This is a genomic window from Pseudomonas sp. AM4(2022), from assembly GCF_036346515.1.
Taxonomy (GTDB): Bacteria; Pseudomonadota; Gammaproteobacteria; order Pseudomonadales; family Pseudomonadaceae; genus Aquipseudomonas; species Aquipseudomonas paracarnis.
Window position 1 is genome coordinate 1 of the sequence record NZ_JAOTNW010000023.1, and the last position, 15,480, is coordinate 15,480.

The following is a 15,480-nucleotide window of genomic DNA, read 5'->3' on the forward strand; positions in this document are numbered from 1 at the left end:
TCTTGTAGAGCGTCGATCAACACTGATATCCAGCCTTTCTATGCAATGACCCTGCGCATGGCTATCATGCGTGCCTCATTCTGAGGCGATATGTGCATGCTGACGTTGTTGAAACTTCTGAAAGATGGTCAGTTCCATTCTGGAGAAACGCTTGGCGCCGCCCTGGGCGTTAGTCGCAGTGCCGTGTGGAAGCAGCTTCAGCATCTTGAGGCAGAATTGAATCTTCCTATTCATAAGGTTCGGGGTCGCGGGTATAGATTGGCTGCGCCATTGGTATTTTTGAATGCGCAGGAGGTTTCCCGAGGGGCGACTCCCTTATCTTGGCCCGTTCATATTTTCGACTCCATTGACTCCACTAATGCTGAGGCTTTACGTCTTGTCGATGCGGGCGGTGCGGCACCTTTTGTTGTGCTAGCGGAGCAGCAGACGGCTGGTAGGGGGCGCAGGGGCCGCAAATGGGTCAGCCCATTTGCGCAAAACGTTTACTACAGCCTTGTATTGCGTATTGAGGGTGGTCTGCGGCAACTGGAAGGGTTGAGTCTGGTGGTAGGGCTGGCAGTCCTGCAGGCTCTGCGTGAGTCGGGTGTGCAGGGCGCGGCTTTGAAGTGGCCAAACGACGTCTTGGTTGGGCACAAGAAAATCTCAGGCATCTTGCTTGAGCTGGTGGGAGATCCAGCAGATATCTGTCACGTTGTGCTGGGGATAGGTATCAATGTGAATATGCAGAAGGCTGTAGAGGTTGATCAGCAATGGACCTCGATGCAGCTCGAGACGGGCTCTCCTATTGATCGCAATCACCTGGTGGCGCGTCTGGGTTTGCAGCTACAAGCCTACCTGGACCGACACAAGGCTGCGGGCTTTGCCGGTTTGCAAGGAGAATGGGAGCAGCATCACGCATGGCAGGGGAGGCCCGTGTCGCTCATCGCAGGCGTCAATCAGGTTGATGGGATTGTGCTGGGCGTGGATCGTCAGGGCGCGTTGCGTTTGGATGTCGGTGGCGTCGAGAAAATATACAGCGGTGGTGAGTTAAGCCTGAGGTTGCGCGATGATTCTTGAGCTCGACTGTGGAAATAGCTTTATCAAGTGGCGTGTTCTTGAGTTGAGTGAGGCAAGTGTTCGCGCCGAAGGTATCGCAGGTTCGGATATCGCGCTGATCGACAGTTTGGTGGCTTTGCCTGGTCTATTGCTCACGCGTTGTCGGTTGGTGAGTGTTCGCGCGCTTGAGGAGACCGATAAGCTGATAGCTGCGTTGGTTGAGGCGTTTGGCGTCGCTGTTTCCTGTGCCACCTCTGCGCGAGAAATGAGCGGAGTGCGCAATGGCTATGAAGACTTCCAGCGCCTTGGGATGGATCGATGGCTGGCGATGCTGGGCGCTTTCAAGTTGGCGTCAGGTGCATGCCTGGTACTCGATTTTGGTACGGCGGCGACCGCAGACTTTATTGGTCCGGACGGTGAGCACCTGGGGGGGTTTATTTGCCCGGGTATGCCGCTTATGCGTAATCAACTGCGAACCCATACACGCAAGATACGCTATGACGACGCCGCTGCTGAGCGGGCTCTGGAGCGTCTCTCTCCTGGTCGCACGACCGTCGAGGCCGTCGAGCGTGGTTGTACGCTCATGCTTAGAGGATTTGTGCTGACTCAGCTCGAGTTGGCGCGAGGCTATTGGGGGGAGGATTTCACGGTCTTCCTGACTGGCGGGGATGCTGACCAGGTCAGGGACGCTGCACCTCAGGCCCGGCTGGTCCCTGACCTGGTGTTTGTTGGTTTGGCGATGGCGTGTCCTTTGTCTTGAGGTGATTATGCGCTGGCTGTTTTTGCTTTTACTGGTCCTCAATGTTTTCTATTACGTCTGGCATCAGCAAGAGGCGCCATTGCGGGCCAAGGATGTCACGCCTTTGAGTCTCCATCGGGGAGCGCAGCAAGACATTCGCCTCCTGAGTGAGTCGGCAGACGCGGTGGCTCGGCGCGATCGGGCGAGGCCGGCGGAGGCGCAAAATACCTGCTTATACATCGGTGGGTTCTCTGATCGACGCCAAGCCTCCTCTCTCGAGCAGAGGCTCACGAGCCTGGATATCAAGGTCAAGGTCCAGTTGTTGAGTGCGCCCGACGTCTCGGGTTATTGGCTGCGTGTGGCCCCTGAGAGCCGTCGCTTGGCTGACGATCTGCCCTTTGAAAGCCTTGCTAATGAATTCAATGAGTTAAAACATAAAATAATGCTGTGTGAAGGCATTGCAACTCTCGAATAGTTTGCATAGAATGGCGCCCGCTTCGCAGTGAAGACCTTTAAGGGTTACAGTGCAAAGCTACCGTCAATGCAGCTAACCTCATAATTTAAATGAGAAAATGCTTGACAGAAGGTCGGCGCGGTGTAAAATGCCGGCTCGCTTAGGAGGGGTTCCCGAGCGGCCAAAGGGATCAGACTGTAAATCTGACGTCTACGACTTCGAAGGTTCGAATCCTTCCCCCTCCACCATTTTTAGCGTGAGCTGCAAGCTCCGCGGGTATAGTTTAGTGGTAGAACCTCAGCCTTCCAAGCTGATGATGCGGGTTCGATTCCCGCTACCCGCTCCAAGTTTGCAGGTTGTGCAAGGTTTTTCGCTCTTGTAGCTCAGTTGGTAGAGCACACCCTTGGTAAGGGTGAGGTCAGCGGTTCAAATCCGCTCAAGAGCTCCATATAACAAGGCAGATATGAAAATATCTGCCTTTGTTTTAACAGCTGCCTCGGCTTGAATGTTGTTCGATATTTCAGGTCTTGTGGGGTTGGTTGTTGTAAAGTCTTTTTCAGGCCTGCATAATGGTCGGCCTGATTTTGTTTTAGGTCAGTAGCTCAATTGGCAGAGCGACGGTCTCCAAAACCGTAGGTTGGGGGTTCGATTCCCTCCTGACCTGCCAGATTCACGTGGTGTGTCTGGCTTTCTTTTCACAGGATCTTCATAGATGACTCCTAAGGCTGAAGCTCAAAGCTCTCGTTTCGATCTGGTAAAGTGGCTCGCTGTAGTCGCCTTGGTGGTCGTAGGCGTTGTTGGCAATCAGTACTATTCTGCTTCGCCGATCCTGTACCGTGTACTCGCTTTGCTTGCCCTCGCTGCTGTAGCTGCCTTTGTAGGCCTGCAGACTGCCAAAGGCAAGTCCTTCGCGGTACTGGTTAAGGAAGCTCGCACCGAAATCCGTAAAGTCGTTTGGCCGACTCGCCAAGAAACCACTCAGACCACATTGATTGTCGTGGCTGTTGTTCTGGTTATGGCGTTGCTGTTGTGGGGGCTTGATTCCCTGCTCGGCTGGCTTGTTTCCTTGATTGTTGGCTAAGGGTGTCCCGTGGCTAAGCGTTGGTACGTTGTGCATGCTTACTCGGGTTACGAGAAGCATGTTATGCGCTCTTTGCTGGAGCGCGTAAAGCTGGCAGGCATGGAAGATGGCTTCGGCGAAATTCTGGTTCCCACTGAAGAAGTGGTTGAAATGCGGAATGGGCAGAAGCGCAAAAGCGAACGCAAGTTCTTCCCTGGCTACGTGCTGGTACAGATGGACATGAACGAAGGTACTTGGCACTTGGTCAAGGATACCCCTCGCGTCATGGGCTTCATTGGCGGTACTGCCGATAAGCCTGCTCCGATCACCGACAAAGAGGCGGAAGCAATTCTGCGTCGTGTTGCTGACGGTAGCGACAAGCCCAAGCCGAAGACATTGTTCGAGCCGGGTGAGGTTGTTCGCGTTACAGACGGTCCGTTCGCTGATTTCAACGGTACGGTCGAAGAAGTTAACTACGAAAAGAGCCGGATCCAAGTGGCGGTGCTCATTTTCGGTCGCTCTACCCCGGTAGAGTTGGAGTTCAGCCAGGTCGAAAAGGTCTAGCTGGACAAGCATCCCAACCCCGCAGCCCTAGGCTGTGGGGTTTTGTCGTCACTGGGATAAACGCGCAAGTAACCGGGGAGCCTTTCGAGGCGTTTGAACCCGTAATTGGAGTGCCTCATGGCCAAGAAGATTACCGCTTACATCAAGCTGCAAGTGAAGGCCGCTCAGGCCAACCCTAGCCCACCCGTCGGTCCAGCTCTGGGTCAGCACGGCGTGAACATCATGGAATTCTGCAAGGCTTTCAACGCCCGTACTCAGGGTCTTGAGCCAGGTCTGCCGACTCCAGTGATCATCACTGTATACAGCGACCGTAGCTTCACCTTCGAAACCAAGTCGACCCCGGCTTCGGTTTTGCTGAAGAAAGCTGCCGGTTTGACCAGCGGTTCCGCTCGTCCTAACACCGTTAAGGTTGGCACCGTAACCCGTGCTCAGCTGGAAGAAATCGCGAAAACTAAAAACGCGGATCTGACTGCAGCTGATATGGATGCAGCCGTGCGTACCATCGCCGGTTCTGCTCGTAGCATGGGCCTTAACGTGGAGGGTGTGTAATGGCTAAGCTGACCAAGCGCCAAAAGGCTATCGCCGGCAAAATTGAAGCGGGCAAGTCCTACAGCTTCGTAGACGCTGCTGCCCTGCTGACCGAGCTGTCGACTGTCAAGTTCAGCGAGTCCGTTGACGTTGCTGTAAACCTGGGTGTTGACCCGCGTAAATCCGACCAGGTCGTTCGTAGCGCTACTGTGCTGCCACACGGTACTGGCAAGACTGTACGTGTTGCTGTCTTCACCCAAGGCCCAGCCGCTGAAGCTGCTCTGGCCGCTGGTGCTGATCGCGTTGGCATGGACGACCTGGCTGCCGAAATGAAAGGCGGCGACCTGAACTATGACGTCGTTATTGCTTCCCCGGATGCAATGCGTGTTGTAGGTCAGTTGGGTCAGATCCTCGGTCCACGTGGCCTGATGCCTAACCCTAAAGTCGGCACCGTAACTCCAGACGTAGCTACCGCGGTTAAAAACGCCAAGGCTGGTCAGGTTCGTTATCGCACCGACAAAAACGGCATCATTCACACCTCCGTTGGCAAAGTCGGCTTCGATGCCGTCAAGCTGAAGGAAAACGTTGAAGCCCTGATCGCTGATCTGAAGCGTATCAAGCCTGCTTCCTCGAAAGGTATCTACGTCAAGCGCGTTACCCTGAGCACCACTATGGGCCCAGGTCTGGTCATCGACCAAGGCTCGCTGGACGTATAAGACATAAATTGGCGCAAGAAATTGCGCCAATTGAAAGATTGGGGTCCCTGCCTGGCGGGGGCTATCCAAGACCGTAGGCGACGCAAGTCTTAAACCAACAAGCCTACGCAGATGGTGCTCCCGGTTCCTTACCGAATCAGACACCAAAACGACATCAGGCCTAGGCCAGATGAAACGGTAACAAGCAGGAGTTAAACCCGTGGCAATTAATCTCGAAGACAAGAAGGCCATCGTCGCTGAAGTCAACGAGGCTGCCAAAGCTGCTCTGTCCGCTGTCGTGGCTGATGCCCGTGGTGTGACAGTAGGCGCTATGACCGGACTCCGTAAAGAGGCTCGTGAAGCTGGCGTATACGTACGTGTTGTACGTAACACCCTGCTCAAGCGCGCCGTTGCTGACACTGAATACAGTGTTCTCAACGACGTGTTCACTGGCCCGACTCTGATCGCGTTCTCTAAAGATCATCCAGGCGCTGCTGCCCGTTTGTTCAAAGAATTCGCCAAGAGTCAGGATAAGTTCGAGATCAAGGCAGCTGCGTTCGAGGGCAAGTTCCTCGCAGCTAACCAAATCGACGTACTGGCAACACTGCCGACCCGTAACGAAGCTATTTCGCAGCTGATGAGCGTGATTCAAGGCGCTACCAGCAAGCTGGCTCGTACTCTGGCTGCAGTTCGCGAGCAAAAAGAAGCTGCCGCAGCCTAAGGCTGAGCAAATTCTCTCGCGTATTTTTGTTTATTTCGATGGCCGCGTAGGCCGTCCCCCAATTCAGGAAATACAGCAATGTCTATCTCCCAAGACGATATCCTCAACGCCGTAGCTGAAATGTCGGTTCTGCAGGTTGTTGAGCTGATCAAAGCTTTCGAAGAAAAATTCGGCGTTTCCGCTGCCGCCGCTTCCGCTGGCCCAGCTGTTGCTGCTGTCGCTGCTGAAGAGCAAACCGAATTCAACGTCATGCTGCTGGAAGCTGGCGAGAAGAAAGTAAACGTGATCAAGGCAGTACGTGAACTGACCGGTCTGGGCCTGAAAGAAGCCAAGGCTGTAGTTGACGGCGCTCCTGCCCAGGTTCTGGAAGCTGTGTCGAAAGACGCCGCTGACAAAGCCAAAGCTACTCTGGAAGAAGCAGGCGCTAAAGTCGAGCTGAAGTAAGCATCGACCTTGCGTCTCCAGCCCAAGCGTTAAGCTGAAGGCTGATGGCTGGTGGCTCTTGCCACCGGCCTTTTTCCGTTCTTGGCTGTCGACTCGGTCGCCGCCATTAACGCGCTGTAGCCACCCGAAGCGGTGGTGCAAACCATGGGGTTTGCAAGATTTTCTGGCTGCTCCCGTCGGAGGGGCCAAACAAGCAGGTGACCAAGCTGGGGAACGCTGATGGCTTACTCATATACTGAGAAAAAACGTATCCGCAAGGACTTTAGCAAGTTGCCGGACGTCATGGATGTCCCGTACCTTCTGGCTATCCAGCTGGATTCGTATCGTGAATTCTTGCAGGCGGGAGCGACCAAAGATCAGTTCCGCGACGTGGGCCTGCATGCGGCCTTCAAATCCGTTTTCCCGATCATCAGCTACTCCGGCAATGCTGCGCTGGAGTACGTCGGTTATCGCCTGGGCGAACCGGCATTTGATGTCAAAGAATGCGTGTTGCGTGGCGTTACGTACGCCGTACCTTTGCGGGTAAAAGTCCGTCTGATCATTTTCGACAAAGAATCGTCGAACAAAGCGATCAAGGACATCAAAGAGCAAGAAGTCTACATGGGCGAAATCCCACTGATGACTGAAAACGGTACCTTCGTAATCAACGGTACCGAGCGTGTAATCGTTTCCCAGCTGCACCGTTCCCCGGGCGTGTTCTTCGACCACGACCGCGGCAAGACGCACAGCTCCGGCAAACTCCTGTACTCCGCGCGGATCATTCCGTACCGCGGTTCGTGGTTGGACTTCGAGTTCGACCCGAAAGACTGCGTGTTCGTGCGTATCGACCGTCGTCGCAAGCTGCCGGCCTCGGTATTGCTGCGTGCGCTCGGTTACACCACTGAGCAGGTGCTGGACGCTTTCTACACCACCAACGTATTCAGCCTGAAGGATGAAACCCTCAAGCTGGAGCTGATCGCTTCGCGTCTGCGTGGTGAAATTGCTGTCCTGGACATCCAGGACGAAAAAGGCAAGGTCATCGTTGAGGCTGGCCGTCGTATCACTGCGCGCCACATCAACCAGATCGAAAAAGCCGGTATCAAAGAGCTGGAAGTGCCACTGGACTACGTCCTGGGTCGCACTACCGCCAAGGTCATCGTTCACCCGGCTACAGGCGAAATCCTGGCTGAGTGCAACACCGAGCTGAACACCGAGATCCTGGCCAAGATCGCCAAGGCCCAGGTTGTTCGCATCGAGACCCTGTACACCAACGATATCGACTGCGGTCCGTTCATCTCCGACACACTGAAGATCGACTCCACCAGCAACCAATTGGAAGCACTGGTCGAGATCTATCGCATGATGCGTCCTGGTGAGCCACCAACCAAAGACGCTGCCGAAACCCTGTTCAACAACCTGTTCTTCAGCCCTGAGCGCTATGACCTGTCTGCGGTCGGCCGGATGAAGTTCAACCGTCGTATCGGTCGTACCGAGATCGAAGGTTCGGGCGTGCTGTGCAAGGAAGACATCGTCGCGGTATTGAAGACCCTGGTCGACATCCGTAACGGCAAAGGCATCGTCGATGACATCGATCACCTGGGTAACCGTCGTGTTCGCTGCGTAGGCGAAATGGCCGAGAACCAGTTCCGTGTTGGCCTGGTACGTGTTGAGCGTGCGGTCAAAGAGCGTCTGTCGATGGCTGAAAGCGAAGGCCTGATGCCGCAAGACCTGATCAACGCCAAGCCAGTGGCTGCGGCGGTGAAAGAGTTCTTCGGCTCTAGCCAGCTTTCGCAGTTCATGGACCAGAACAACCCGCTCTCCGAGATCACCCACAAGCGCCGTGTTTCTGCACTGGGCCCGGGCGGTCTGACCCGTGAGCGCGCTGGCTTTGAAGTCCGTGACGTACACCCGACGCACTACGGTCGTGTTTGCCCGATCGAAACGCCGGAAGGTCCGAACATCGGTCTGATCAACTCCCTGGCTGCCTATGCGCGCACCAACCAGTACGGCTTCCTCGAAAGCCCGTACCGTGTGGTGAAAGACGCCCTGGTCACCGACGAGATCGTATTCCTGTCCGCCATCGAAGAAGCTGATCACGTGATCGCTCAGGCTTCGGCCACGATGAACGACAAGAAAGTCCTGGTCGACGAGCTGGTAGCTGTTCGTCACTTGAACGAGTTCACCGTCAAGGCGCCGGAAGACGTCACCTTGATGGACGTTTCTCCGAAGCAGGTAGTTTCGGTTGCAGCGTCGTTGATCCCGTTCCTGGAACACGATGACGCCAACCGTGCGTTGATGGGTTCCAACATGCAGCGTCAAGCTGTACCGACCCTGCGTGCTGACAAGCCGCTGGTAGGTACCGGCATGGAGCGCAACGTAGCCCGTGACTCCGGCGTTTGCGTCGTGGCTCGTCGTGGCGGCGTGATCGACTCTGTTGATGCCAGCCGTATCGTGGTTCGTGTTGCCGATGACGAAGTAGAAACTGGCGAAGCCGGTGTCGACATCTACAACCTGACCAAATACACCCGCTCGAACCAGAACACCTGCATCAACCAGCGTCCGCTGGTGAGCAAGGGTGATCGCGTTCAGCGTAGCGACATCATGGCCGACGGCCCGTCCACCGACATGGGTGAACTGGCTCTGGGTCAGAACATGCGCATCGCGTTCATGGCATGGAACGGCTTCAACTTCGAAGACTCCATCTGCCTGTCCGAGCGTGTGGTTCAAGAAGACCGCTTCACCACGATCCACATTCAGGAATTGACCTGTGTGGCACGTGACACCAAGCTTGGGCCAGAGGAAATCACTGCAGACATCCCGAACGTGGGTGAAGCTGCACTGAACAAGCTGGACGAAGCCGGTATCGTTTACGTAGGTGCTGAAGTTGGCGCAGGCGACATCCTGGTGGGTAAGGTCACTCCGAAAGGCGAGACCCAACTGACGCCGGAAGAGAAGCTGCTGCGTGCCATCTTCGGTGAAAAAGCCAGCGACGTTAAAGACACCTCCCTGCGTGTACCTACCGGTACCAAGGGTACTGTCATCGACGTACAGGTCTTCACCCGTGACGGCGTTGAGCGTGATGCTCGTGCGTTGTCCATCGAGAAGACCCAGCTCGACGAGATCCGCAAGGATCTGAACGAAGAGTTCCGTATCGTTGAAGGCGCGACCTTCGAACGTCTGCGTTCCGCTCTGGTAGGCCACAAGGCTGAAGGCGGCGCAGGCCTGAAGAAAGGTCAGGACATCACCGACGAAATCCTCGACGGTCTTGAGCACGGCCAGTGGTTCAAACTGCGCATGGCTGAAGATGCTCTGAACGAGCAGCTCGAGAAGGCCCAGGCCTATATCGTTGATCGCCGCCGTCTGCTGGACGACAAGTTCGAAGACAAGAAGCGCAAACTGCAGCAGGGCGATGACCTGGCTCCAGGCGTGCTGAAAATCGTCAAGGTTTACCTGGCAATCCGTCGCCGCATCCAACCGGGCGATAAGATGGCCGGTCGTCACGGTAACAAGGGTGTGGTCTCTGTGATCATGCCGGTTGAAGACATGCCGCACGATGCCAATGGCACCCCGGTCGACGTCGTCCTCAACCCGTTGGGCGTACCTTCGCGTATGAACGTTGGTCAGATCCTTGAAACCCACCTGGGCCTCGCGGCCAAAGGTCTGGGCGAGAAGATCAACCGTATGATCGAAGAGCAGCGCAAGGTCGCAGACCTGCGTAAGTTCCTGCACGAGATCTACAACGAGATCGGCGGTCGCAACGAAGAGCTGGACACCTTCTCCGACCAGGAAATCCTGGATCTGGCGAAGAACCTGCGTGGCGGCGTTCCAATGGCTACCCCGGTGTTCGACGGTGCCAAGGAAAGCGAAATCAAGGCCATGCTGAAACTGGCAGACCTGCCAGAAAGCGGCCAGATGCAGCTGTTCGACGGCCGTACCGGCAACAAGTTCGAGCGCCCGGTTACTGTTGGCTACATGTACATGCTGAAGCTGAACCACTTGGTAGACGACAAGATGCACGCTCGTTCTACCGGTTCGTACAGCCTGGTTACCCAGCAGCCGCTGGGTGGTAAGGCTCAGTTCGGTGGTCAGCGTTTCGGGGAGATGGAGGTCTGGGCACTGGAAGCATACGGTGCTGCATACACTCTGCAAGAAATGCTCACAGTGAAGTCGGACGATGTGAACGGTCGTACCAAGATGTACAAAAACATCGTGGACGGCGATCACCGTATGGAGCCGGGCATGCCCGAGTCCTTCAACGTGTTGATCAAAGAAATTCGTTCCCTCGGCATCGATATCGATCTGGAAACCGAATAACACGTGACGCGAATCGAGAGCGGGGCTGTTTAGCCCGCTCTCTGCTCCGCCAGGAGGAAAGGCCTTGAAAGACCTACTGAATTTGCTGAAAAACCAGGGTCAAGTCGAAGAGTTCGACGCCATCCGTATTGGGTTGGCATCGCCTGAGATGATCCGTTCGTGGTCGTTCGGTGAAGTTAAAAAGCCGGAAACCATCAACTACCGTACGTTCAAACCTGAGCGTGACGGCCTGTTCTGCGCCAAGATCTTTGGCCCGGTAAAGGATTACGAGTGCCTGTGCGGTAAGTACAAGCGCTTGAAGCACCGTGGTGTGATCTGCGAGAAGTGTGGCGTTGAAGTCGCACTGGCCAAAGTTCGTCGTGAGCGCATGGCGCACATCGAACTGGCTTCCCCGGTTGCCCACATCTGGTTCCTGAAATCGCTGCCGTCCCGTATCGGCTTGCTGATGGACATGACCCTGCGTGATATCGAACGTGTTCTCTACTTCGAGAGCTATGTCGTTATCGACCCAGGCATGACCACCCTTGAAAAAGGTCAGCTGCTGAACGACGAGCAATACTTCGAAGCGCTGGAAGAGTTCGGCGACGATTTCGATGCCCGCATGGGTGCCGAAGCTGTCCGCGAACTGCTGCACGCTATCGACCTGGAGCACGAGATTGGTCGCCTGCGCGAAGAGATTCCGCAAACCAACTCCGAAACCAAGATCAAGAAACTGTCCAAGCGTCTGAAGTTGATGGAAGCCTTCCAGGGTTCCGGCAACTTGCCAGAGTGGATGGTGCTGACAGTTCTGCCGGTTCTGCCGCCAGACCTGCGTCCGCTGGTACCGTTGGACGGTGGCCGTTTCGCGACGTCCGACCTCAACGACCTGTACCGCCGCGTGATCAACCGTAACAACCGCTTGAAGCGCCTGCTTGATCTGTCCGCTCCGGACATCATCGTGCGCAACGAAAAGCGTATGTTGCAAGAAGCGGTCGATGCCCTGCTCGACAACGGTCGTCGTGGCCGCGCTATCACCGGTTCGAACAAGCGTCCTTTGAAATCCCTGGCTGACATGATCAAGGGTAAGCAAGGTCGTTTCCGTCAGAACTTGCTCGGTAAGCGTGTTGACTACTCCGGTCGTTCGGTAATTACCGTAGGCCCGACCCTGCGTCTGCACCAGTGCGGTCTGCCTAAGAAGATGGCACTCGAGCTGTTCAAGCCGTTCATCTTCGGCAAGCTGGAAATGCGCGGTCTCGCGACCACCATCAAAGCGGCCAAGAAAATGGTCGAGCGCGAACTGCCAGAGGTTTGGGACGTTCTCGCTGAAGTGATTCGCGAACACCCGGTTCTCCTCAACCGTGCACCGACCCTTCACCGTCTGGGTATCCAGGCGTTTGAACCTGTACTGATCGAAGGTAAGGCTATCCAGCTGCACCCTCTGGTCTGTGCTGCGTACAACGCCGACTTCGACGGCGACCAAATGGCCGTGCACGTACCGCTGACACTGGAAGCCCAGTTGGAAGCGCGTGCGTTGATGATGTCGACCAACAACATCCTGTCGCCAGCCAACGGTGAGCCAATCATCGTTCCGTCGCAGGACGTTGTATTGGGTCTGTACTACATGACTCGTGAAGCGATCAACGCCAAAGGCGAAGGTCGTGTGTTCGCTGACCTGCAGGAAGTTGACCGTGTGTTCCGTGCTGGCGAAGCCGCACTGCACGCCAAGGTCAAAGTGCGGATCAACGAAACCGTCAACGATCGTGACGGCGGCAGCGTGAGCAACACCCGTATCGTCGACACCACTGTCGGCCGTGCGTTGTTGTACCAGGTTGTGCCAAAAGGTCTGTCGTACGACGTCGTCAACCTGCCGATGAAGAAAAAGGCGATCTCCAAGCTGATCAACCAGTGCTACCGCGTGGTTGGTTTGAAAGAGACCGTTATCTTCGCTGACCAGTTGATGTACACAGGTTTCGCTTACTCGACTATCTCCGGCGTTTCCATCGGCGTTAACGACTTCGTTATCCCGGATGAAAAAGCTCGCATCATCAGTGCTGCTACTGACGAAGTGAAAGAGATCGAGAGCCAGTACGCCTCCGGCCTGGTAACCCAGGGCGAGAAGTACAACAAAGTGATCGACCTTTGGTCCAAGGCCAACGACGAAGTGTCCAAGGCGATGATGGCCAACCTCTCGAAAGAGAAAGTCATCGACCGTCATGGCGTCGAAGTCGATCAAGAGTCTTTCAACTCGATGTACATGATGGCCGACTCGGGCGCACGGGGTTCTGCTGCGCAGATCCGTCAGCTCGCCGGTATGCGTGGCCTGATGGCCAAGCCGGACGGTTCCATCATCGAAACGCCGATTACTGCGAACTTCCGTGAAGGTTTGAGCGTACTCCAGTACTTCATCTCCACTCACGGTGCTCGTAAGGGTCTTGCGGATACCGCGTTGAAAACCGCTAACTCCGGTTACCTGACTCGTCGTCTGGTAGACGTTGCACAAGATCTGGTTGTAACCGAGATCGATTGTGGCACCGAGCACGGCCTGCTGATGACTCCGCACATTGAAGGCGGGGACGTTGTAGAGCCACTGGGTGAGCGCGTATTGGGTCGTGTGATCGCCCGTGACGTGTTCAAGCCAGGTACCGAGGAAGTTATCGTTCCTGCCGGCACCCTGGTTGACGAGAAGTGGGTCGAGTTCATCGAACTCAACAGCATCGACGAAGTGATCGTTCGCTCGCCGATCAGCTGCGAAACCCGCTACGGCATTTGCGCCAAGTGCTATGGCCGTGACTTGGCTCGTGGTCACCAGGTGAACATCGGTGAAGCGGTCGGCGTTATCGCCGCCCAGTCCATCGGTGAGCCAGGTACCCAGCTGACCATGCGTACGTTCCACATCGGTGGTGCGGCAAGCCGGACCTCTGCAGCTGACAGCGTTCAGGTGAAGAATGGCGGTACCGTCCGCCTGCACAACCTCAAGCATGTTGAGCGAGTGGATGGCCACCTGGTTGCTGTGCCCCGTTCCGGTGAGCTGGCAATCGCTGATGACTACGGTCGTGAGCGCGAGCGTTACAAGCTGCCGTACGGTGCTGTGATTTCGGTTAAAGAAGGTGACAAGGTCGACGCTGGCGCAATCGTGGCCAAGTGGGATCCGCACACTCACCCAATCGTTACCGAAATGAAAGGTACCGTGACCTACGTGGGCATGGAAGAAGGCATCACGATCAAGCGTCAGACTGACGAATTGACCGGTATGACCAACATTGAAGTACTCGACGCCAAAGATCGTCCAGCTGCCGGTAAGGACATCCGTCCTGCCGTGAAGATGGTCGATGACAACGGCAAGGATCTGTTGCTGCCAGGCACTGACGTAATCGCTCAGTACTTCCTGCCAGCCAACGCCCTGGTCGGTGTAGCGGATGGTGCGAAGATCGCGATCGGTGATGTTATCGCGCGTATCCCGCAAGAAACTTCGAAGACCCGTGACATCACCGGTGGTCTGCCGCGTGTTGCCGACTTGTTCGAAGCTCGTCGTCCGAAAGAAGCGTCGATTCTGGCTGAAGTCAGCGGCACCATCGCGTTCGGTAAAGAGACCAAGGGCAAGCGCCGTCTGGTCATTACTCCGAACGACGGTAGCGATCCGTATGAGGAGCTGATTCCGAAGTGGCGTCACCTGAACGTGTTCGAAGGCGAACAGGTAAACCGCGGCGAAGTTATTTCCGACGGCCCGAGCGATCCACACGACATCCTGCGTCTGCTGGGTGTGAGTGCGTTGGCCAAGTACATCGTTAACGAGATCCAGGACGTTTACCGTCTGCAAGGCGTGAAGATCAACGACAAGCACATCGAGACCATTCTGCGTCAGATGCTGCGTAAAGTTGAAATCGCTGAATCCGGCGATTCCAGTTTCATCAAGGGCGACCAGATGGAACTGACTCACGTACTGGTAGAAAACGAGCGCCTGGCGAACGAAGAGAAATTTGTCTCCAAGTTCACTCGCGTGTTGCTGGGTATCACCAAGGCGTCGTTGTCCACTGAGTCGTTCATCTCGGCGGCCTCCTTCCAGGAGACCACTCGCGTACTGACCGAAGCAGCGGTAACCGGCAAGCGCGATTACCTGCGCGGCCTGAAAGAAAACGTGGTCGTGGGTCGTCTGATCCCGGCAGGTACCGGTTTGGCTTACCACAGCGAGCGTAAGCGTCGCCGTGATGCTGACAAGCCGCTGCGCGTAAGCGCCAGTGAAGTGGAAGCTGCACTGACCGAAGCGCTGAACTCAAGCGGTAACTGAGTTCTGCGATAGATGAGTCTGGGCCCTGGCACTCCCGTTCGTCGGATCGAGGCATTTTTGCCCCGGTTCGACGCGAGGGGAGGTCGGGGCCTTGCCTTGACTGGGGACAAGATCCTCTTTAGACTCTTGTACCCCTAAATTTGGCGGGAATTCGTTCCTGCCATTTTGCTTTTCTTGCAAGACAATAGCGTCGCAAGACAACAGTGGAGCTAGTAGATGGCAACTATCAACCAGCTGGTACGTCAGCCGCGTAAGCGTATCGTCGAGAAATCCGACGTACCTGCGCTGCAGAACTGCCCGCAACGTCGTGGCGTATGCACCCGTGTGTATACCACCACGCCGAAAAAACCTAACTCGGCACTGCGTAAAGTATGCCGTGTGCGTCTGACCAACGGTTTCGAGGTTTCCTCGTACATCGGCGGTGAAGGCCACAACCTGCAAGAGCACAGCGTGGTACTGATCCGCGGCGGTCGTGTAAAAGACTTGCCAGGTGTTCGTTATCACACCGTACGCGGTTCTTTGGATACTTCCGGCGTTAAAGGTCGTAACCAGGGTCGTTCGAAGTACGGTACCAAGAAGCCTAAGTAGTAGCGGCTTTTTGTAAACCTGAATCATCTTATTTTCTGAGTCGATAAGAGTAAGGTCGGAGGCGTCCCGAAAGGGCACCGATTCCGAGCGAACCT

General features: G+C 55.7%; 12 protein-coding genes and 4 tRNA genes. All 16 read left to right on the forward strand.

From position 1 onward, the window contains the following. The first annotated feature begins 96 nt into the window (after positions 1–96). The 16 genes from birA to rpsL all read left to right on the forward strand — a co-directional run bounded on the left by birA (position 97) and on the right by rpsL (position 15,385). A complete protein-coding gene (gene birA, locus ODQ19_RS23675; protein ID WP_330211372.1) occupies positions 97–1,056 on the forward strand; it encodes a bifunctional biotin--[acetyl-CoA-carboxylase] ligase/biotin operon repressor BirA in 960 nt (319 codons plus the stop codon). Further along, positions 1,046–1,795, forward strand: coding sequence for a pantothenate kinase (locus ODQ19_RS23680; RefSeq protein ID WP_116665534.1), 750 nt, complete (start codon positions 1,046–1,048; stop codon positions 1,793–1,795). Before birA ends, ODQ19_RS23680 begins: the two co-directional genes overlap by 11 nt. 7 nt (positions 1,796–1,802) lie before the next feature. Beyond that, complete coding sequence (locus ODQ19_RS23685; RefSeq protein WP_116665533.1) at positions 1,803–2,249, forward strand: hypothetical protein; 447 nt, start codon at positions 1,803–1,805, stop codon at positions 2,247–2,249. Positions 2,250–2,391: 142 nt separating this feature from the next. Continuing rightward, a tRNA-Tyr gene (locus ODQ19_RS23690) sits at positions 2,392–2,476 on the forward strand. A gap of 24 nt (positions 2,477–2,500) precedes the next feature. Then, positions 2,501–2,574, forward strand: a tRNA-Gly gene (locus ODQ19_RS23695). A gap of 26 nt (positions 2,575–2,600) precedes the next feature. Beyond that, positions 2,601–2,676: transfer RNA gene (locus ODQ19_RS23700), tRNA-Thr, on the forward strand. Positions 2,677–2,819: 143 nt separating this feature from the next. Then, positions 2,820–2,895 (forward strand) — tRNA-Trp (locus tag ODQ19_RS23705). A gap of 45 nt (positions 2,896–2,940) precedes the next feature. Next, the gene (gene secE / locus ODQ19_RS23710) at positions 2,941–3,309 is read left to right on the forward strand and encodes a preprotein translocase subunit SecE (RefSeq protein WP_003194658.1); all 369 of its coding nucleotides are present in this window, start codon (positions 2,941–2,943) and stop codon (positions 3,307–3,309) included. Positions 3,310–3,318: 9 nt separating this feature from the next. Beyond that, entirely contained in the window at positions 3,319–3,852 is a 534-nt protein-coding gene (nusG, locus tag ODQ19_RS23715; protein WP_003176436.1) for a transcription termination/antitermination protein NusG, read from the forward strand. 117 nt (positions 3,853–3,969) lie between these two features. Continuing rightward, positions 3,970–4,401: a 50S ribosomal protein L11 gene (gene rplK / locus ODQ19_RS23720; RefSeq protein WP_003176435.1), complete on the forward strand. Its 432-nt coding sequence runs from the start codon at positions 3,970–3,972 to the stop codon at positions 4,399–4,401. Further along, complete coding sequence (gene rplA / locus ODQ19_RS23725) at positions 4,401–5,096, forward strand: 50S ribosomal protein L1 (protein WP_028618134.1); 696 nt, start codon at positions 4,401–4,403, stop codon at positions 5,094–5,096. Before rplK ends, rplA begins: the two co-directional genes overlap by 1 nt. Before the next feature lie 199 nt (positions 5,097–5,295). Further along, the gene (rplJ, locus tag ODQ19_RS23730; RefSeq protein ID WP_003176433.1) at positions 5,296–5,796 is read left to right on the forward strand and encodes a 50S ribosomal protein L10; all 501 of its coding nucleotides are present in this window, start codon (positions 5,296–5,298) and stop codon (positions 5,794–5,796) included. Positions 5,797–5,874: 78 nt separating this feature from the next. After that, positions 5,875–6,240 carry a 50S ribosomal protein L7/L12 gene (rplL, locus tag ODQ19_RS23735; RefSeq protein WP_003176432.1) on the forward strand — a complete coding sequence of 122 codons (366 nt, stop codon included), beginning with the start codon at positions 5,875–5,877 and terminating at the stop codon, positions 6,238–6,240. Between the two features lie 219 nt (positions 6,241–6,459). Then, a complete protein-coding gene (gene rpoB / locus ODQ19_RS23740) occupies positions 6,460–10,533 on the forward strand; it encodes a DNA-directed RNA polymerase subunit beta (protein ID WP_010206926.1) in 4,074 nt (1,357 codons plus the stop codon). A gap of 64 nt (positions 10,534–10,597) precedes the next feature. Next, positions 10,598–14,797: a DNA-directed RNA polymerase subunit beta' gene (gene rpoC / locus ODQ19_RS23745; RefSeq protein ID WP_330211373.1), complete on the forward strand. Its 4,200-nt coding sequence runs from the start codon at positions 10,598–10,600 to the stop codon at positions 14,795–14,797. Between the two features lie 216 nt (positions 14,798–15,013). After that, on the forward strand, positions 15,014–15,385 hold the full coding sequence (gene rpsL, locus ODQ19_RS23750; RefSeq protein ID WP_002555494.1) for a 30S ribosomal protein S12: 372 nt from the start codon (positions 15,014–15,016) through the stop codon (positions 15,383–15,385). Positions 15,386–15,480 lie beyond the last annotated feature (95 nt).

Bases quoted from the DNA above. Each gene is read 5' to 3' on its own strand.
- rpsL (WP_002555494.1), top strand. From the start codon at position 15,014: ATGGCAACTATCAACCAGCTGGTACGTCAGCCGCGTAAGCGTATCGTC.
- rplK (WP_003176435.1), top strand. From the start codon at position 3,970: ATGGCCAAGAAGATTACCGCTTACATCAAGCTGCAAGTGAAGGCCGCT.
- birA (WP_330211372.1), top strand. From the start codon at position 97: ATGCTGACGTTGTTGAAACTTCTGAAAGATGGTCAGTTCCATTCTGGA.
- rpoB (WP_010206926.1), top strand. From the start codon at position 6,460: ATGGCTTACTCATATACTGAGAAAAAACGTATCCGCAAGGACTTTAGC.
- ODQ19_RS23680 (WP_116665534.1), top strand. From the start codon at position 1,046: ATGATTCTTGAGCTCGACTGTGGAAATAGCTTTATCAAGTGGCGTGTT.
- rplA (WP_028618134.1), top strand. From the start codon at position 4,401: ATGGCTAAGCTGACCAAGCGCCAAAAGGCTATCGCCGGCAAAATTGAA.
- secE (WP_003194658.1), top strand. From the start codon at position 2,941: ATGACTCCTAAGGCTGAAGCTCAAAGCTCTCGTTTCGATCTGGTAAAG.
- ODQ19_RS23685 (WP_116665533.1), top strand. From the start codon at position 1,803: ATGCGCTGGCTGTTTTTGCTTTTACTGGTCCTCAATGTTTTCTATTAC.
- rplL (WP_003176432.1), top strand. From the start codon at position 5,875: ATGTCTATCTCCCAAGACGATATCCTCAACGCCGTAGCTGAAATGTCG.